This is a genomic window from Amycolatopsis sp. NPDC114505 (assembly GCF_055633615.1).
The window spans coordinates 696,353-713,845 of sequence record NZ_JBVKDV010000004.1 but is presented as its reverse complement, the minus strand read 5'-3'; the positions used below and the strand labels follow the sequence as shown (position 1 = coordinate 713,845).

Sequence of the window (17,493 nt, the reverse complement as noted above, 5' to 3'; positions counted from 1 at the left end):
ACGCGGCGGACGCCGCCGTGTGGAGTGATGTTGAGGTGCTTGACTTGACAGCGCGGCCACCGTCTCGCAGTATCCGAACAAGTGTTCGATGAGTTCGGGTGCGCTCGTGGCTTCCCCACGCGGGTGTCTCCGGTGCGTGTTCGTGGTGCTGGAGGTGCGTGGTGGCGGTGCCGGAGGCGGTGGCCGGGCTCGCGGCGATCCCTGGCCTCCGGACGGCCGCCCAGCTGAAGCAGCCGACCGCGGAGACGCCTGCCGCGGCCGGATTGCTTCCTGTGACGCCTGCGCTGGCCGAGCTGCTGCCGGGTGGTGGGCTGCGGCGCGGCAGCACCGTGTCGGTCTCGGGTTCGACCGCGTTGGTCCTCGCCCTGCTCGCCGAGGCCACGCAGCAGGGCTCGTGGGCTGCGGTTACCGGCCTGCCGGAACTGGGCGTCGCCGCGGCCGCCGAGCTGGGCGTCGACCTGGAGCGGTTCGCGCTGGTACCCCATCCTGGAGCCGAAGTGGTCGCGGTGGTATCCGCGTTGATCGACGGGTTCGACCTGGTCGTGCTCGGCCCGGTCGCCGCCCGGGGAGTCCAGCCGCAGCTGGCCCGCCGGCTTGCCGGGCGCGTTCGCAACCGGGGTGCGGTGCTGATCACCGCCGGTGCCTGGCCCGGTGTCGACCTCGAGCTCCGCGTCTCTCACCGCAAGTGGCGCGGCCTGACCGAGGACGGGTTCGGTCACCTGGAGTATCGCGACGTCGTCGCGACCAGCCGAGGCCGCGGCGCGGCAGCTCGCCCGCACACGGTCGCGCTGCAGCTGCCGGCCCGGGCGGTGCGGCCGCTGCGGGCCGCCCGCTCGCCCGGCGCGGCCTGACCGAGGCCGCAGGATGAACCCCTCGGCCCAGCCGACCGCTGCCGTCCAGCAGCACGTCGGCGATCAGCCCGACAGTGCGGTCCGATCAGGCGCGCGCCGGGAGTTCGGCGAGTTGCTTCCGGTTCGGCCGGCGGCCGGTCGAGCCACCGTCTGCCTGCGCGGTCACTGGCTCGACCTTGACCTCTACGGCAAGCTCGCGCCGTACAGCCACCGCTATCGGTTGCACGCCACGTTGTGCGAGGTGTGTCGCGCGCTGGAGGCCTGCGATTCGTCCGAGCGGCGTCTCGCTGAGTGGGCTCACCTCGACGTCGCGAGTAAGCGACCCGCTGACGCAGCGGTCGATGAGGGCTTGGTTCTTCTCGTCCGTCCGCCGGTGCCAGGGACGTTGGCCGGCCAAGTCGACCTCCACCTCGACGGCGCCCAGGTCGCCACCGCAACGCTCAGCATTTGCGTCCCGTGCCGGACCGCCACCCTCGACTACGTCCACGTCGTGGCGAGTTATCGGCGCCTGGGCTACGGCCGCACGCTCGTCGCGGCCGCGGTAGCCCGCGCGCCCGGTTACCGGTGGACGGCTCCGCTGCCCGACGGGCCGGTGGCTCAGTCGTTCCGGGCGCGCGTCACCATGCGCCGCGCTGGACCCCCGTGCGTGCACCGCGGCGACGGCGACTTCAGGCGGTAAGTGCCAGGGGAGTGCTGGGGAACCGGCCATCGAGGAACGTCTCGAGCAGATCCGGCAGCTCGGCCGGCAGCACCTTGTCCGCGCACTCGACCAGCGCGGCGACCGACCACCAGCGGCGCTCGATCAGGCCGGCGCGCTCGTTGTCGGTGTGCCGGAGGGCGACCTGAGGCGCGGTCCGGTCGGTGCGGGCGAGGTAGACGTGGTCGAGACGGTGATGCTCACGCCCGCGGTAGATGAAGCGGCTTTCACGGGTCCAGAGCTTGCGGCCGATCTCGTCCAAGACGAGCCCGGTTTCCTCGGCGATCTCGCGCCGCGCGGTGTCCTCAAGCTTCTCGCCGGGCTCTTGGCCGCCGCCGGGGAGCTCCCACCAGGCGTGACCGGGGTCGTCGGGGTCGCGGGCGTGGATGAGCAGGACCTCGTCGTCGCGGTTGAGGAGCAGGACGCGTGCGCCGACCCGCAGGGCCGGTTCGCTGGCGACGGTCATCCGGTGGTCCTCGTGCTCGGCGGCTCGGGTGGCGGCCGGGCACGAGTACCCCTGCTCAGAACAGTGTTGCCTCGCGGTCCGCGGCCGGGTCGGACGTTATCAGCGGCGCGGTCGCGGTCAGTGTCAGCGCGACGGCGAGTCCCGAATGGTCGGTGAGCGCGGGGTCCCCGGAACGGGTGTCGTGGATGTAGGAGCAGTGCGTTACGCGCTCGAGCAGCGCGGTGGAGGCGTGGGCGTGGTCGTAGCGGTAGCCGAGTTCGGCACGGCGAGCCCAGCTGTGCTCGACGGCGGTCGGGTGCAGCGCGCGGAAGGCGTCAGCGAGGCCGTGCCGGTGGGTCAGCTCAATGTAGAACGCGGTCTCGAACGGCGCGAACTGGCTGGGATGCGGAGGCACGTGCCCGGGCTCGAGGACGTTGAGGTCGCCCAGCAGGAGAACGGGGGCGTCGTCCGCGGTGGCTTCGTAGGCCGCGTGAAAGGCCTCGATCCAGGTGCGTTTGCGGGTGGTTTTCACTTCGGTGGCATCCCGAGAGGGAACGTAGGCACCGAGGATGCGCACCGGCCCGTGTTTGGTGCGCACCACGATGCCGGCCAGCCGAGCGGGCAGGTAGGTCATCGCGGCGCCGATGGCGTCCACGGTCGATTCGAGCTTGGATAGCAGCATGACGCCGCGTTCCTTGTCGGGGTGGTCGGGGTAGTGGACCGACCAGCCAGCCTCGGCGAAGGAGTCGGCGATGAGGTGGGTGCCGGGTCCGGAGCCGGTCTCGGTGAGCACGAGGACGTCCTCGTCGCGGCGGGCGAGCCAGTCGCGTTGGCGCCGTGCCCGTTCGAGGGCGGGGTTGCCGACGTTGAGGGTGAGGACGGTCAGGGGCATGCCGGGGTCTCCGCGATGATGTGGTGGATCAGGTCGATGATGGTGCCAGCTGTCGCCCGTGGGTCGTCGGCGCAGTCGACGACCTGGATCGGCCAGCCCTGGTCGTGGAGGAAGGTCGTCGCCGCGAGGTAGCCGTAGGTTTCGCGAAAGCTGCTCCCGGGTGTGCGCTCGAAGCGGCTGTGCCCGCCGCGCGTACGCAGACGGTGTTCAACGTCCGCGGGCGGGGCGCTCAGAGCGCACACGAGGTCCGGTCGGTAGACGCTGTGGTTGAGCGCCCAGACGACATCGAGCGGGATGTCGTCCAAGCCTTGCAGGACCAGCGACGATGCCGCGTACCGGTCAGAGAGCACGATCTTGCCCTCGGCCAGTGCTGGGAGGATCTCGATGGTCAGCTGGTGGTGCCGGTCGGCCGCGCAGAGGCAGGCTAGGGCCATGTCGCGGTAGGTGTCGGTGCCATGGCGGGCCAGGTCGCCCAGGGGAGAGCGGGACGGCTGGATGGTGGCGTGCACGGGGACACCGTCGGCTTCGAGGAGCTCGGCGACCAGCGCAGTGATCGTCGTCTTGCCGACGCCGCCAGGTCCTTCGAAGGTCACCAGCTTGCCCGGCAAGCGCGGCGCGCTCATGCGACGTCCAGAGGCAGCAGACGGCGGGTCTCGGCGGTCACCGGGCACAGCTCGGCGTCGACGTCGCCGATGCGGCCGCCGGCGGCGACGACCGCGGCCGGGCAGCCTTTGCCGCAGTCGGATCCGAGGCTGCAGGAGGTGCAGGTCGGGTTCGCGCCGACCTGGAACCGCTCGTGGAACCGGTACGCGTCGAGGCGAGCGGCGATGTCGCGATCGGTGAAGACGTTGCCGACGATGAAGTCGGTGTCGGGATGGCGGGAGATCGGGGTCCGGGCGGCGAAGACGAGGTACGGGCAGACGGTGACCTCGCCCGGAGTGAAGACGTAGATGATCGTCCCGGCCTCGCACCCGGCCAGGGGCTTGCGGCCCGTGTTGGGGAAGCGGATGTGAGCGATGTCGAGGTCGGGGCCGTCGAAAGGCGCGGTCAGCTCGAAGATCTCCTGCATGTGCATGGTCGTCTTCGCGAGTTTGCGCTGGGACTTCACACCGCGGCCCATGCTGCCCAGCGGGTTGAGCAGCACGTAGCGGGCGCCATTGTCGCGGGCGAACGCGCACAGCTGCACGTACTCCTCGTTGGCGGCCAGAGAGTTCGGCGTGCACAGCAGTCCCTGCAGCAGGCCGGCCGCAGCAAGCTTCCGCACGTTCGCCACGGTCACGTCGAACGAGGCGCGGTCGCCGCGGAACAAGCCGTGGGAATCGGCAGCGAACCCGTCGAGGGAGACGTTGACGTGGACCCCGGCCGTGGCCAGTTGCCGGATCAGCTTGTCGTCGAGCTCGGTGGCGTTGGTGCAGATGCCGACGTCGATTCCGGCGTTGCGGAAGGCGTGCACGATGCCGAGGAAGTCCGGGTGGACGGTCGGTTCCCCGCCGGTGAGCGTGACGCGCCGGACCCTGGCTTCAGCGAGGCGGGGCACGACCTTCTTGACCACCTCTGGCAGCGGCATGTCCTTGCCGCGTTTGGTTGCGGAGACGAAGCAGTGCGCGCAGCGCAGGTTGCACCGCTCCGTGATCTGCACCAGGGCCTTGCGGTTCGGTGTGTCGACGGTGGTGCGGAAGTAGCAGCTCGACGCCTGCTCGTCGATGGCGATCGGACGGACGGTCATCGTTGACTCCTTAAAGACGGTAGGAATAGGTGCGGCTGGGAAGTCATCCGTGCCCGATCCTTTTGCGCCGCAGCGGGATACCGCGCTGTTGCCGCACGACTTCGTCGCAGCTTTCGCACTGGCGGGGGATCGAGCGGTGCCGTCGCTGGTTCAGCGGCAGGAACGCCGCGTCGCCTGTGACACCGCAAAGCATGGTGATCGGTTCGCCCGGATCCGGGATTCCCTCGAGGCGTGCGTGGTGCCACACACCCTCCACCACCGGATGGATCATGAGTGGGTCGATGTAGATCACCGCGGCCGTCATGATGCTCGGTCCCACGCTGAGTCGTTCAGCGCATCGGCGGTCGCGGACTCACTGAGTGCCCGACGTTGCAGGGCTTTCGCCGTGTCCAGGTAGTCATCGAGCAGTGGCCGTTCGGTCAGGTACGCGGTGCAGTGCAGGTGCTTGAGCGCTACAGCCACGGCGGCGGGCCGATCTTCGAAGAGGGTGAAGGCCGGGGGCGGGTTCAGTCCCATTGCCGCCATGGGCACGATCCGGACGCTGACATAATGCAGGCTTGCTGCGGCGCGGAGGTGCTGGATCTGTTCGCCTGAACCGACCCCGTCTCGTGCCGTGCGCACGGCCTCCTCTCCGATCAGGAAGACATAGCGGCGTGGACCACTGTGCATGGCTTGTTGGCGAACGCTTCGTTCGAGTGGTTCCAGCTCGCCGTGGCACTGCCACGCCCCATCCGCAGCGGACGTTCCCTGGAAGGGGTGTTCAAGTCGAAGTAGGTCGGGAAGGCGGTAGGGTGCCCAATCCACGACCCGATTGGAAATCTGCTCGTATGTCCACATCAGACTGAACGTTTGCGTAGTGTTCTGTGTGATCAAGTTTTCGTCGTAGACGTGCTCGGCCATCGCTATGAGCTGCTTGTGCTCATTGCCGCCGATACCGAGGAAGCCGAGGATATGGGCAACGTCAGGCGGGCGCGGGATGTGAGTTGCCAGTTCCAATCCGGACAGGCGTGCCGGTGATACGCCGAGCTGTTCGGCGAGTCGGCGCAATCCCACTTTTCGTTGTTCGCGAGCCTCGCGCAGACAGGCGCTGACGATCAGTACGGCGGGTCGGCGGACGGTTGGCAATGGCATGGTTGGATCTCTCTGCAGGTTGCTGATCGTCGGGTCTGAGGTAAAGCCGAAACGGCTGATCCGCTGTTGTCGTCACCGCCAGCGCTCGGGCAGTGGCCGCGCAACGCCGAACTTCGGCCAGTAGGCGTCGAGCACGATCGTCGCCGCCTCGTGATCCACCTCGTTCAGTTGCTCACCGCGTGCCCGTGGTCGCTTGAGCTGTCGGAAGGCGGCCTCCAGGCTTGTGTCGCCTTCTGGCGCAATCTGGTCATCACCGTGTGCTACCGCTTGCATGGGTTGAGTTTCCAACGGGATGTTGCGGCCGCAAACGACGTCGACGTATGAGTTTCAGCAGGTAGGAGTCGTGTGATGCCGGATTCCATACGCCGGACGGATGGAATCTGACGCATGTTGCGTTCGGTCGAATACACTGCGCGTTAGAAAATGGGCAGGAGGGGAACTGGCGTGCAGCTGCCGACAAGAAGGTGTGAGAAGTGTGGTGCGCGCCTTGCTCGAGACCGGGTCAGCAACCACTGCGGTCCCTGTCTTCGCCTGCTGATCGCGAATGAGGCGCCATCCCAGCCGGACACCTTCTGGACTGCAGAGGGCATTGATGCCGCGCTCAAAGCGCGCCATTTCGGTCGCCTGTTCGCCGCCTACCGCAAGGAATCCAGCCCGCACGTGTCGCAGGCGGCCCTCGGCCGCTGGCTCGGCCTGACTCAAGCGCAAGTAAGCCGACTGGAAGCGCCGGACGCACGCCCGCCGAGCAACCTGGTGAACCTCGAACGATGGGCGAAGGCCCTGCGGATCCCGCCGGGCTTGCTCTGGTTCAGCGTTTCCCATACCGCCGATGAATTGGTCGGTGCAGGTGACGAGATTAGTCTCGAACGGGTGCAGAGGCGACAGTTCTTCAGGACCGCAGGTGTCGGCGCTACGGCGATCGGCGCGTCATTGCTCGGTGCCGGCCCGGCCGTCGCGACCAGCTCCCCGAAACCACGAAGTACCGACGTCGAGATCGTGCGCGACATGACGGCGACGTTTCGGCGTCTGGACAATCGCTTCGGCGGCGGGCACAGCCGCGCGACGACAACCATCACGAACTACCTGACATCGACCGTGACGCCGATGTTGAAGGACACGACCAGGAAGGCAGCGGCACGCGAAGAACTGCTCGGCGCGGCCGCCGAGCTGCACCAGGTTGCCGGTTGGATCGCCTTCGACGTCGGCAACGCCGCGGAGGGGCAACGGCGGTTGCGCGATGCGTTGAAGTTGTCGCAAGACGCGGGCGACGACGCGCTCGAAGCCGAGATGATGGCAGCCATGAGCCACCACGCCGCTTTCAACGGTGCCCCCGAGGTCGCCGTCGACATGGCGCTTGCCGCGCGGCGCACATCGAAGAGGTCCGGTTTGGCAGCTCTTCAGGCGGAGGCTGCGGTGCTCGAAGCTCACGGCCACGCGCTCCAGCGAAACACCTCTGCCTGCTTCGCGGCCCTCCGCGAAGCAGAACGAGCCTTCGAGCGCTTCTCACCTGGAGACGGACCGTCGTGGCTCAACTACTTCGACAGCGCGTACCTGTCGGCGAAGTTCGCGCACGTGTTCCGAGATCTCGGCTCTGCCGCCGAAGCCGAGCAGTTCGCTCGCCGGTCGCTCGGCATGGACGACGGCTACGAGCGGGGAAGGTTGTTCAACACGGCGTTGCTTGCGTCGACCTTGGCCGATCAGGGGCGCGTCGACGAAGCGTGTGTGCAGGCCGCGGCTGCGGTGCGCATGAGTGAGCACGTCCGGTCGATTCGTGGCGGCGCCTACCTCGCCGACGTCGGCCGTAGGTTGGCTCCTCACCGCTCCGATCCTCGCGTGCGCGCGCTCTACGTGCAGATGGACGCCGCGGGCGTGCCGACACCGGTTCAGCGGTAGAACGCTAGAACGTGGAGCAGTGCGACCTGTGAGGCGGCGCCCACGATCTCGCCCTTCGTGATGCGGTCCCGGACCGTGTCGAGCGGAATCCAGGCGACCCGCTCGGCCTCATTGATGTCTTCGGGCTCGCCGACGTACTCCGCTCCGCGGGCCACGAACAGGAGGTTCTCGGCGTCGGCGCTGCCGACGGTGGGCTGCATCGATCCCAGCGGCTCGACGTTCAGCGGCCGCCAGCCGGTTTCTTCCTCGACTTCTCGGACAGCTGTCGTCGCGGGGTCTTCGCCAGGATCGACGTAACCGCCGGGTAGCTCCCAGACCCACCGGTCGATGATGAACCGGTGACGCCACATCATGAGGACGCGGTCCTGGCTGTCGAGAACCGCCATCATCGCAGCCTTGGGCATGCGGAGCACGTACTGTTCGAACTTCACGCCGTCGGGTAGCTCGACCGACGCGATGCTCAGGCGCAGGCGGCGTGTGTCGTCGACGACCCGCTCGCCGTGGATCTTCCAGCGCGTCAGCTCTTGCCTGTTGGGTTCGGTGGCCACACCACGAGATGCTACGGCGTCTTCTCGAAGGTGCGCGCGTTGTCGGGCGAGGATCACTGCGCGTCTTCGCCGCGCGGGGTGACGTTCGCCAGTAACCAGGTGCTCCTCGACTCAGAGGTGTGCGAGGTCTTCACCCGGTCGGCGGTGCCATGGAAAGCCCTCGTCAACTGTTGGCGTCGAGTCCGGACATCAGCGAGGTCACGAGACGCCAAGACCGCGCGAGAGTGCGAGTAGCTCTTTCAAGTCGGCGTCCATGCCAGGATCTGCCGGTTGAGCAACGACGTGTACATCAGCCCTCGGCTCGCCTTCGGTGCTTTGGAGGAGGGCTTCGCGTAACCGTTCTGCGGTCAACGTCGATGCGACGTCGGTGGCCTCGCCAGGCTCGAGGTAGGGGCTCAAACAGACCAAGCCATCTCTGCATTCGATGGCCCGTCGGTAGAAGTGCAGCCTCAGGTGGCGCACGCGGAACGCCTCGCGTGTTTGCGAAGCTCTCGGTAGCAGTGAGATGTCCGGAAAAGCTCGGCACAAGGCAGCCCACAACGGCCTGAGCTGGCGGTAGTGCTTGCGGTCCACGAACCACAGCCGAAGCTTCACGATTCCGGCGCGGACACCGGGGTAGCCGACGCCGAAGAAGAAGATGGAGATACCGAGAGCAAGAAGGGGAGCGGTCCAAGAGGCGGTGCCCGGCACAGCGTCCCGCCGAAACGCCAGCCGACTCGCGGTCGAGGCGATCCGGGGCAGATGCGTTCCGAGGCAGCAGACGGCAAGTCCCGCGCCCGCAACTCGCAAGCTGAGTCGTACTCGCGACTGAGCCTTGCGCGCGGCCCGCCAGGTCTGCGCCGCGCCACGTGCCGTGGCGTAAGCCATGTAGACGTTGCCGATCAGATAGAAGAGCAGCGGCATCGTCGCTGAGCCAACGGCCTCGTAACTGAAGCCGCCGAGCGGCTTGTCGGCGATCGCGAAAGTGGTTGCCAGTGCGCAGCTGGCGGCGACGGCGATCGCGATCTCGATAAGGCCCCGCGAGGCAGCGAGATTGGAATCCACTATGGACTCCAACAGGACTATCAGCAGCGCAAAGAAGAACGTCAACACGACGTTCTGAAACAGCTTCGGCAGTTGACTCGCGGTCGTCTGCGGGGCGGAGCCGGAATCCGTCGCGAGCTGCGCGGTCAGCGCGAGGAAGACCAGGAACGTGCACGCGGTGATCACGCGAAGGCCACGGTCGACCGGAACTCGAACGAGTTGCGAGATCTTCCAGCTTGAAGCGCCTGCAGCCGCTCCCCACATCGCGAGGTTGGGCAGGCTCATCACAGCCAGCCCTGATGGTCGTCGAAGGCTCCGTGCAGTCGCCGGCCGGACTTGCTCTTCTCGACCGGTGAGAACTTCAGAGCTTCGAGCAAGGTTGCCCACTCCTTGATGACCGTGGCCACCATCTCGGCTTCGCGTTCCGCGACGGGTCCGTAGCCATCGCGGCGTAGCGCGTTCCTGACGACTTCGGCCGGGATGTCGGGGAACAGGACAGCCAGACCGGTAGCGCCGTCTTCGGCGCTGTGATCGCTGATCATGTGCCCGATCTCGTGCAGGATGATGTGGTCCTGATGCGCTGCCGTGGTGTGCTGCTGGTACAAGATCCGGTCGGCGTCCGCGAAGGCGATCCAAAGCCCGAAGGCGCCTGGGACCGGTAGCGGATACGGCACGAGCTCGATCGGCCTCCCGCGGTGTTCGGCCAGCTTCAGACACAGGTCGTGGACGTCAAGGGGAGTATCGACGTCCAGATCTCGAAGAAGCTTCTTCACACCCCGGCGAAGCTGCAGGTCGTTGCGCCAGGTGCCCCCGTCAGGGCTACGACGTGAGCGCAACTCGGTCGAAGATTCTCGTGAGGGCCGCTGCGGTCGCCTTCGGGTGGCTGACCAATCCGTTGTGGCCGCCCGGCAGCTCGGTGAACAGGACACCCAGTTCGCCGGCGAGCTGCTCGGCGCAGCGGTACTCCCACTGACCTCGCGAGAGGTCACCGCCGGTGAGGATGATGTTCGTCGACTGCGTCGCGGCGACGAGGTCCCCGGCGACCAGGGATGAGCTCCGGACCGCGGGGAAGTCGTGCTCGAAGAAGCGCTGAAGGTTCGCCATCAGGTCCCCCTTCGGTGGTGCTGGCCGGGCGCCTTCCTCCAGGGAGTCGCGCGCGCCCGTCAGTGACCCCATCTGGCGGATCGCCGATCGAACATCTTCCTGGGCCGTTGCCGCGACCTGGTCCAGTGCCGCTTCTCGGGTCGGGTCGAGGACCACCGCGCTCATCGGCGGCTCGTGAGCCACCAGCGTCGCCACACGACATGGCTCCAGAGCGACCAGGTGAAGCCCGATCAGTGCTCCGATGCTGGCGCCGACGACGTGCGCGGGCTCCGACGTGGATGCTGCCAGCACCGCGCCGGCGTCAGCGGCGTGACGGTGCATCGTGATGGGAGCCGGATCCGGAGAGCCAGCACTCCGCGAAAGACCACGCCGGTCGTAGGAGATCACGCAAAAGTGCTCTGCCAAGGTGTCTGCGAGCTGCTCGGTCGCGCCGGCTTCGCCGATGCCACCTTGGATCACCAAGACGGGTGCGCCGTGACCTCGGGACTCGACGTAGAGGAGCGCGCCATCGCACTCGACTTCGAACTGCTCTACCTGCATCGGCCATCCCCGATCTCGTCGACGGGAGGCGGAGCGGTACCGAATGCAGTGGCCGCGCTGATGAGCGAAGCTGTCACGACGGTCCTCCCAGCCCGTTGGTGATCAACTGCGGTCGATGGTGACAGATCGGCGTTGCTCGGCTTGATTCTTTCGACGCAAGTCACTCGGACGTGTGATCATCGGCTTTCTGCCTGCTGGCCTGGAAGTCGATGAACGCTCGTACATTGGACAGGGCGTCCGGCGAAAGGGCGCTCGCCCGGAGCGCGACGTCGCGAACTCCTTGCGCCGACAGCTTGGCGAGCAGGGCGTACTGCTCCTGAAGCTCGCGAGCCCGCTGACTGGTGCCGAAGTACTCGAGATCCACTCCGAAGTAGGCCGCGAGCTGCTGCGCGAGCCTGAGCTTCGGTTCGTTCGTGCCGTTGATCAGGTTGTACAGCTGGCTCTTCGAGATTCCGACGCCGTCGGCCACCTCGGCTACGGAGTAGGACCGGCCATCCGCGTGCTTCTTGACACTGATCAGCTGGTCGAGCAGCTTGCCGAACGGCTCGGCCTCGGCCGGCTGCGGATCGTTGGCTTCGGACACCCCGCCCCCTTCGATCGAGATTCCAACTTCCTGGAATTTGATCTCGTTGTATCCGGCTTGTTTGACTCTGTGTCCAGCTTTTCGTACTGTCTGTGTTGATCATTCCAACATATCGGGCAGCATGTACTTCGGGAACTGCTGAAGACAGCTGTCGCTCGATCGGGGTCCCCGCCCAAGTAGACGCCCACCTGGTGCGTCTGATGCGCGGGGAGGCGCTATGCGGAAGATCGACAGCTTCGCGGCAGCGGTGCATCGCCGACGGCGGTCGTGTGGGCTTTCGCTCGGCGAGGTGGCCGCGAAAGCCGGTTACAGCGCGAGCTACCTCTCGAAGCTGCTCCACGGCCATCGTCCGTTGCTGCCGGCGGTCGTTCACGACCTCGACAGGGCGCTCGCAGCCGAAGGCGAACTGGACAAGATCGCGGTGGAACAGCGTGGTGACACTCGTCCGATCGCGCGCCCCGTCCAACTGCCACCGGCCGCGACCGAATTCGTCGGCCGCGACGAACAGCTGCAGGCGATGGATCACGCACTGGTGGCCCAAGGTCGCCCGGGGGCGACGATCACCATCGTGATCGAAGGCGGCTTCTGGACCGGCAAGACCGCTCTCGCGGTGCACTGGGCGGCCGGCGTACTGGCCCGCTTTCCCGGGGGATGCCTGTTCGCGGACCTTCGGGGCCTCGCCCCCGGTGCGCCTGCCGATCCGGAAGAGATCCTGGACGGGTTCCTCCTGGCTCTCGGCGTGAGTTCCGCCGAGCTCGGCACCACCACCCTGCAGGCCAGGATCGCCCGCTATCGGACGTTACTCGCCGAGCGGCCGGCGATCGTGGTCCTCGACAACGTCGCCGACTGCCGGCAAGCAGAATGGCTGCTCCCCGGCGCGGGCAGCGTTGTGCTCGCGACCAGCCGGGAACGCCAGTCCGGCCTCGTGGCGCGCACCGGCGGAACGGTGATCGAGCTTCCGCCGCTGGCGGCTGAGCAAGCGCTCGGCCTGCTCGGCCGTCGTGTCGGGGAGGCACGTGTGCAAGCCAGCACAGCGGCCGCGGAACTCGTGGTGGAGCGGTGCGGCTGCTTGCCGATGACGGTTCTCATCGTGGCCGAGCACCTCCATCGTCACCGCGAGACGTCGTTCACCGCACTGGCCGAACGTCTCGACTCCGAGAAGACGCGCCTCGACCTGTTCACGTCCAGCGACCCGGCGGTGAACATCCACGGCGTCGTCGACGTCTCGTACCTGGCGCTGCCTCCGATGGCGCGGCGGGTGTTCCGGTATCTCGGCATCGGTCCGGCCAACGTCGTCACGGCCGAGTCGGTCGCAGTTCTTGCCGATCTGGACGTCGAACGTGCCAGCGACGCTCTCCGACTGCTCGTCGAGGCGCATCTGCTGGAGCAGTTGCCCGACGGTCGCTATCGCCTGAGCCTGCTGCTCCGGGCCTACGCGCACCAGCGCGCTTTGGTCGAGGAACGGCTCGCCGAGGTCGAGCGCGCGCACGACCGGGCGCTGCGCTGGTACGCCGCGACGGCCTGGGAGGCGAACAACACGCTGATCCCCAACTGGGCCGACAGCGGCATCACCCCGCAGAACATCGCCGGGATCGAGCCGATGTCGTTCCGAGCCGGTGGGTTCGACGCGGCCATGGCCTGGTGTGAACAGGAGGTCGCGACCGCACTGCAGGTGGCGCGAAACGCCCGGACCTACGGAGCCAAGGACGCCTTATGGCTGTTGCCCACCGCGTTCCTCCCGTACTTCGTACTCACTCGCAGTTGGAACACTTGGCTGGTCGCGGCCCACGATGGCCTTGCCGCGGCCCGGGCGGCCGGCAGCGACCCCGGGATCGCTCGCAGCCTGGAAGCCCTCGGATGGGTCGAACACGAGCTCGGACGCACCGACGACGGCATCGCGCACCTCGAGGAGGCGCTCCGAAGGCATGAACAGCTCGGCGACGATCGATCCCGAGCCTGGACGGCCTACGGTCTTGGCCTGGCCTACGCGACCTCCGGGCGGACGGTTGAGGCACGGGAACTGCACGAGCTTGCCGACCGCTTGTTCGCGGCTTCGGGAGTCAAGATCGGGCTCGCGGTGAACCGCGCCGCCCTGGCCGAGGTCTGCGACTTGCTGGGCGCGGCGGACAAGGCGATGGAGTACGCCCTTGACGCGCTGAACCGCGCGCAGATGTTCACGTCGAAAGCGGTCCTCGGCATCGCCCACCAGCGAATCGGGACGTTGCTTGCGCGTCATGACCACCACCGGGTCGCCCTGAAGCACTTCGACGAGGCGCTGGCCGTCCGCGGCCGGAGCTGGCAACGCTGGGGCGCCGCGGAGACGTTGATCTCACGCGCCGAGGCCCTTTGCAAGCTCAGTGAGTTCGAACAAGCACGGGAGGCATACGCCCGGAGCTTGGAAGTCCTCGAGGCTATCCGCGATTCGCGGGCATCGGAGGTTCGCGCCCGACTGGCGTCCTTGGACGCCGCGGGCGCGGGGTGGCCCCGGGGAGCGTCGGTCACTGCTTGACGATCCGCCTCTTCAGGCTCGTGATCCGCGTATTCTCGACCCGTGAGGCGTGCGAGGGTGGGACTTCTTGCGGTGGCGTGCATGGCGGGACTGGTCGCGTGTACACCTGGAGATTCGCAGACCGACAAGACAGCACGGCAGATCGCCGATGAAATCGACTCGCCACCGCAGACCTCTGCGGCGAACTACGCGTGGAAAGCCATCGAGGCTGCGCATGGCAGCTCGGAAGCCTTCGCCGTGGTCGAAATGCACGACAGCACGTCGGACAACCCGAACGATGCGACGGCGCATCTCGTGTTCCGGGTGTTTCATCCCGGAACGCAGGACGAGTTCTTCCCTCAAGACCCGGTGACCGCCTGCTACACCGTGGGCTTCAACTCCCGGGGCCTCGTCGACGCTCCGCATCGAACCGACTGTCCAGCCAATGCGACTCCTCTGACCCCAGCTCCGATACCGGTCTGGGAAGTGCCGCAGAGCTTCGACCCCGCCTTGCAGTCTGTGCTGGTCGGCCTGTCGAGATCCGCGACGAGGGACGAGGTGCTCGCGAGCCTGTCGCGCTCGATGCCGGCGCCGCCGGTCGACCCCGAAACGAAAACGCAAGGTCGGCCACCCACACAGGACGTTGCCCTGCGCGGCAACGACGTTGGTGTTGCCTACAGAGCAGGTGACCGGTCCACCGGAGGCATCGACTGCCTCCTGGGCTCGCGCGTCGGCGGCTCAACGTTGGTCTGGAGCCCGTCATGGCAGCAGGTTCAACCGGGCGAACTGCCCTGCACGGCAGAAACCGCGTTGGACCGGCAGGGCGTTACGCCGCCTCATTGACGCGGCCTTGCTGAAAACGATTGGCGTCTTGACTCAATCGGCACATATTCGGCACTGAATGAGCACAACGCTGTGTCGATGAGGCAGTTCCTTAGACGCGGCGACAGGTCCACAGTGGATTCAACAGAGCCTCTCGAATCACGTTGGCTCTAATCGAATCCCTGGAGGAACGATGAGTTCGTGCTCTCTGCGCGCCAAGGCCATTCGGGCCATGTGCGTCCCGCTCACCGCGCTGGCCGTGTCCGTCGGGGTCGCGAGCCCCGCCGGCGCGACTACCGAGATCCAGTTCCGCGAGGGGTGCGGCTACCTCGGCTGGGGCGAGTACCGGCACTGCGACGGCGGCACCGGCTCGAGCGTCGACCTGGACGTCGAAGACATCTGGGGCAACCTCTACCGCTACTGCGTCGGGCCCGGCAAGACGGACCTCCAGCCGGTGATCCGATGGAGGGTGACCGGCGCGTGGTGGAACGGCGGCGTCGGCTGCGGTCCGGGCTTCGAAGGTCCTGCCTGAACAAGAACTCGAGGGCAGCTCCGGTCCTCTGCCAGTCGACGCGGCGGGCGTTTGCGCCCTCCTCGATGACGCCCGCCGCGTCGGCGCAAACGATCAGGCAGCGACCGCGAGCATCGCCGTCATCCCCGCGAGGAGACACGGCCCGAACGGCACAACGCGGCTTGCGCGGTTGCGCGGGATGAGCACGAGCGCGAGCCCGGCCAGTGAGGCGAGCACGACCGCACCGGCCAGCTCGGCCCAGCCGGACCAGCCGGTCATCAAGCCGACCACGGCCGCCAGGCCTACGTCTCCGGATCCGACACCACCTTCGACCAAAACCGCGAGCAGCAAGTAAAAGCCTGCTGCCGCGAGCATCGCCCACAGCGCTCGAAATCCGGGACCGGGGTCAGAACGCGCCACGCACAGCAATCCGAGACCAAGAGCGCCGCCCACCAGCTGGGGCACGACGACGATCCGAGGTAACCGATGTTCGAGCCAGTCGATGATCGCCAACGGGACTCCGAGCGTCACTACGAAGGCGTAGACCGGAAACTCGCCTTGGTGACCGATGCGCCAGGCAAGGATCGCGAGCACCAGTGCGGTGACGATCGCGCCAAGCCACCACGACGACGCGATCCCGGTCGGTCGGTCCGAGAGCCGCTTGGTGATCAGGCTTCCCGCGGCCCCGAGACCGAAGCCCATCGCCGCGCCGACGATGGCCGGCCAAGCGTTCACCGCCGCGCCACCGAGCTGTCGCTGATGCCTTTCCCCATGAAGCAATGCTGGCCAGATCGCGGCTCGAGCGCACTGCTCGTCCTACCAACGAGTGAACTTTCACGGAGGTGGTGTCCAGCGCAAGACGGTCAGCTGATCATTCCAATGGGAGGGGACGTCATGAATCTGCGTCACGGTGCGAGTGGCACCATTGGTGCCTCCTTGATCTTTCTGCTCGGCGCCTGTACTTCCACTGAGCCGAGCCAACCACCGACATCTTCGAGCGCTGCGGCGACGACGAGCGTGGTACCGCAGCTGGCGGACCAAGCGAAGGAACGCGCGGTTGCGGCGTACCTCGGCATGTGGAGCGACATGGCCGACGCCGCGGTGACATCGAACTGGCAATCGTCCAAGCTCGCGCTGAACGCCACAGCCGACGCGCTGTCGCGGATTTCGCGCGGCCTCTACGCCGACCACTACAACGGCCTCGTCACCAAGGGAAAGCCGATCAACCATCCGACGGTTGAATCCGTCGAGCCCGCGGCTGCTCCGACGACGGTGAATATCGTGGACTGCGGCGATGACAGCTCATGGCTCAAGTACCGCGTCGATGCCGGCCAGCGTGCCGATGACGGGCCGAGCGGCCGTCGCCACATCGACGCGAAGGTGAAAAAGGCCGTGGACGGCTCCTGGAAGGTCGTCGACTTCGCGATCCAGGACGTGGGGACATGCTGACGCGAGTTCCGGCTCTCGGCGGGATGATCGTCACTCTGCTGCTGAGTTCGGCGGCCACTGCAGTGGCGGGTGGCTGGGGTTCCGTTGACTGCGCCCAAGAATCGTCGCCTTACTGCGAGCTCGGGGCCGGGAAGACCGGAAAGGCACCGGGAGGTGCCAGTCGCGTCCCAGACCAGCCTGGTCGGAAGAACGGCGGTGGACAGGTCGCTCCGCCACCCGGTGACCGGATCATGGGCGACAACTCGCCGGCGGCGAAGTGCTCGTACGTCCGGAGCAACTTCCAGCCGCCGGCGAACGGCGTGCAGACTGTGGCGTTCCACGACGCTGTCCGAGCTGTTCCTCGGATCGTTCTCGCCGACGCGTCACTTTCACGGGCAAGCACCCTCCTCGCGCAGCGGCAGGGTGGAGCTTGGTACGTCTATCGATGTACCGGCGCGGGCTTTCGCGATGGTCTTTACCGGGCGCCGATCTGGCTCCCCGACGGAGAGGTACCCGCAGAAGCGGCTGTGCCCTCTCCGCAAGAGTTGGCCGAGCAAGCTCGAGCTCAACTGCGCTTGCCGTCTCCGCGGATCGAGGCCAGTCCGGCTGGTGACAAGCTGGTGAGTCTGCCGACCTGGTTGTGGCTGGACCGTAGCAGTTGGGGAGCGCAGCAGGCGACTGCCGCTGTTCCCGGGGTTTCGGTGACGGCGATCGCGACGCCGAAGTCCGTCTCCTGGTCGATGGGGGACGGGAACACCTTGAGTTGCTCCGGCCCGGGAACCCCGTTCACGGCCAGGAGAGACGCCTCGGC

At 67.1% G+C, this 17,493-nt stretch carries 20 protein-coding genes; 7 read left to right on the top strand and 13 right to left on the bottom strand.

The annotated features are described in order from the left end of the window. Nucleotides 1-161 precede the first annotated feature (161 nt). Both ACZ7OU_RS41075 and ACZ7OU_RS41070 read left to right on the top strand, forming a co-directional pair. On the top strand, nt 162-851 hold the full coding sequence (locus ACZ7OU_RS41075) for a hypothetical protein (RefSeq protein ID WP_470259442.1): 690 nt from the start codon (nt 162-164) through the stop codon (nt 849-851). A 13-nt stretch (nt 852-864) separates the two neighbouring features. Continuing rightward, nucleotides 865-1,530 (top strand): GNAT family N-acetyltransferase, encoded by a 666-nt coding sequence (locus ACZ7OU_RS41070; protein WP_470259441.1) that lies wholly within the window; start codon nt 865-867, stop codon nt 1,528-1,530. On the opposite strand, the gene ACZ7OU_RS41065 is transcribed toward ACZ7OU_RS41070, so the two are convergent. The 7 genes from ACZ7OU_RS41065 to ACZ7OU_RS41035 all read right to left on the bottom strand — a co-directional run bounded on the left by ACZ7OU_RS41065 (nt 1,520) and on the right by ACZ7OU_RS41035 (nt 6,015). Next, nucleotides 1,520-2,014: an NUDIX hydrolase gene (locus ACZ7OU_RS41065; protein WP_470259440.1), complete on the bottom strand. Its 495-nt coding sequence runs from the start codon at nt 2,012-2,014 to the stop codon at nt 1,520-1,522. The genes ACZ7OU_RS41070 and ACZ7OU_RS41065 overlap by 11 nt on opposite strands. A 55-nt stretch (nt 2,015-2,069) precedes the next feature. Continuing rightward, on the bottom strand, nt 2,070-2,885 hold the full coding sequence (locus ACZ7OU_RS41060; protein WP_470259439.1) for an endonuclease/exonuclease/phosphatase family protein: 816 nt from the start codon (nt 2,883-2,885) through the stop codon (nt 2,070-2,072). Then, nucleotides 2,876-3,508, bottom strand: coding sequence for a dTMP kinase (gene tmk / locus ACZ7OU_RS41055; RefSeq protein WP_470259438.1), 633 nt, complete (start codon nt 3,506-3,508; stop codon nt 2,876-2,878). The genes ACZ7OU_RS41060 and tmk overlap by 10 nt, the downstream gene beginning before the upstream one ends. Next, on the bottom strand, nt 3,505-4,611 hold the full coding sequence (locus ACZ7OU_RS41050; protein WP_470259437.1) for a radical SAM protein: 1,107 nt from the start codon (nt 4,609-4,611) through the stop codon (nt 3,505-3,507). The genes tmk and ACZ7OU_RS41050 overlap by 4 nt, the downstream gene beginning before the upstream one ends. Nucleotides 4,612-4,654: 43 nt before the next feature. Continuing rightward, on the bottom strand, nt 4,655-4,915 hold the full coding sequence (locus ACZ7OU_RS41045; protein WP_470259436.1) for a hypothetical protein: 261 nt from the start codon (nt 4,913-4,915) through the stop codon (nt 4,655-4,657). Further along, nucleotides 4,912-5,742, bottom strand: coding sequence for a Scr1 family TA system antitoxin-like transcriptional regulator (locus ACZ7OU_RS41040; RefSeq protein WP_470259435.1), 831 nt, complete (start codon nt 5,740-5,742; stop codon nt 4,912-4,914). The genes ACZ7OU_RS41045 and ACZ7OU_RS41040 overlap by 4 nt, the downstream gene beginning before the upstream one ends. Nucleotides 5,743-5,814: 72 nt before the next feature. Beyond that, nucleotides 5,815-6,015, bottom strand: coding sequence for a hypothetical protein (locus ACZ7OU_RS41035; protein WP_470259434.1), 201 nt, complete (start codon nt 6,013-6,015; stop codon nt 5,815-5,817). Between the two features lie 171 nt (nt 6,016-6,186). Here ACZ7OU_RS41035 and ACZ7OU_RS41030 point away from each other — a divergent pair, with 171 nt between their 5' ends. After that, on the top strand, nt 6,187-7,635 hold the full coding sequence (locus ACZ7OU_RS41030) for a helix-turn-helix domain-containing protein (RefSeq protein WP_470259433.1): 1,449 nt from the start codon (nt 6,187-6,189) through the stop codon (nt 7,633-7,635). Here ACZ7OU_RS41030 and ACZ7OU_RS41025 read toward each other — a convergent pair. The 5 genes from ACZ7OU_RS41025 to ACZ7OU_RS41005 form a co-directional block, all read right to left on the bottom strand. Further along, a complete protein-coding gene (locus ACZ7OU_RS41025) occupies nt 7,626-8,183 on the bottom strand; it encodes an NUDIX hydrolase (protein ID WP_470259432.1) in 558 nt (185 codons plus the stop codon). The two genes, ACZ7OU_RS41030 and ACZ7OU_RS41025, sit on opposite strands and share 10 nt — an antisense overlap. A gap of 198 nt (nt 8,184-8,381) precedes the next feature. Then, nucleotides 8,382-9,491: an MAB_1171c family putative transporter gene (locus tag ACZ7OU_RS41020; protein WP_470259431.1), complete on the bottom strand. Its 1,110-nt coding sequence runs from the start codon at nt 9,489-9,491 to the stop codon at nt 8,382-8,384. Then, the gene (locus ACZ7OU_RS41015) at nt 9,491-9,979 is read right to left on the bottom strand and encodes a hypothetical protein (RefSeq protein ID WP_470259430.1); all 489 of its coding nucleotides are present in this window, start codon (nt 9,977-9,979) and stop codon (nt 9,491-9,493) included. The genes ACZ7OU_RS41020 and ACZ7OU_RS41015 overlap by 1 nt, the downstream gene beginning before the upstream one ends. Nucleotides 9,980-10,025: 46 nt before the next feature. Continuing rightward, nucleotides 10,026-10,850, bottom strand: a complete 825-nt coding sequence (locus ACZ7OU_RS41010) for an alpha/beta fold hydrolase (RefSeq protein WP_470259429.1) — start codon at nt 10,848-10,850, stop codon at nt 10,026-10,028. A gap of 160 nt (nt 10,851-11,010) precedes the next feature. After that, nucleotides 11,011-11,433 carry a helix-turn-helix domain-containing protein gene (locus tag ACZ7OU_RS41005; RefSeq protein WP_470259428.1) on the bottom strand — a complete coding sequence of 141 codons (423 nt, stop codon included), beginning with the start codon at nt 11,431-11,433 and terminating at the stop codon, nt 11,011-11,013. Nucleotides 11,434-11,650: 217 nt separating this feature from the next. Between ACZ7OU_RS41005 and ACZ7OU_RS41000 the strand changes: the two genes are divergently transcribed. The 3 genes from ACZ7OU_RS41000 to ACZ7OU_RS40990 all read left to right on the top strand — a co-directional run bounded on the left by ACZ7OU_RS41000 (nt 11,651) and on the right by ACZ7OU_RS40990 (nt 15,275). Then, on the top strand, nt 11,651-13,942 hold the full coding sequence (locus tag ACZ7OU_RS41000) for a tetratricopeptide repeat protein (protein ID WP_470259427.1): 2,292 nt from the start codon (nt 11,651-11,653) through the stop codon (nt 13,940-13,942). Nucleotides 13,943-14,023: 81 nt separating this feature from the next. Beyond that, nucleotides 14,024-14,764: a hypothetical protein gene (locus tag ACZ7OU_RS40995; RefSeq protein ID WP_470259426.1), complete on the top strand. Its 741-nt coding sequence runs from the start codon at nt 14,024-14,026 to the stop codon at nt 14,762-14,764. Between the two features lie 172 nt (nt 14,765-14,936). Beyond that, nucleotides 14,937-15,275, top strand: coding sequence for a DUF6355 family natural product biosynthesis protein (locus ACZ7OU_RS40990; protein ID WP_470259425.1), 339 nt, complete (start codon nt 14,937-14,939; stop codon nt 15,273-15,275). A 93-nt stretch (nt 15,276-15,368) separates the two neighbouring features. On the opposite strand, the gene ACZ7OU_RS40985 is transcribed toward ACZ7OU_RS40990, so the two are convergent. Continuing rightward, on the bottom strand, nt 15,369-15,989 hold the full coding sequence (locus ACZ7OU_RS40985) for a prepilin peptidase (RefSeq protein WP_470259424.1): 621 nt from the start codon (nt 15,987-15,989) through the stop codon (nt 15,369-15,371). A gap of 159 nt (nt 15,990-16,148) precedes the next feature. Between ACZ7OU_RS40985 and ACZ7OU_RS40980 the strand changes: the two genes are divergently transcribed. Next, nucleotides 16,149-16,703, top strand: coding sequence for a hypothetical protein (locus ACZ7OU_RS40980; protein ID WP_470259423.1), 555 nt, complete (start codon nt 16,149-16,151; stop codon nt 16,701-16,703). Nucleotides 16,704-17,493 lie beyond the last annotated feature (790 nt).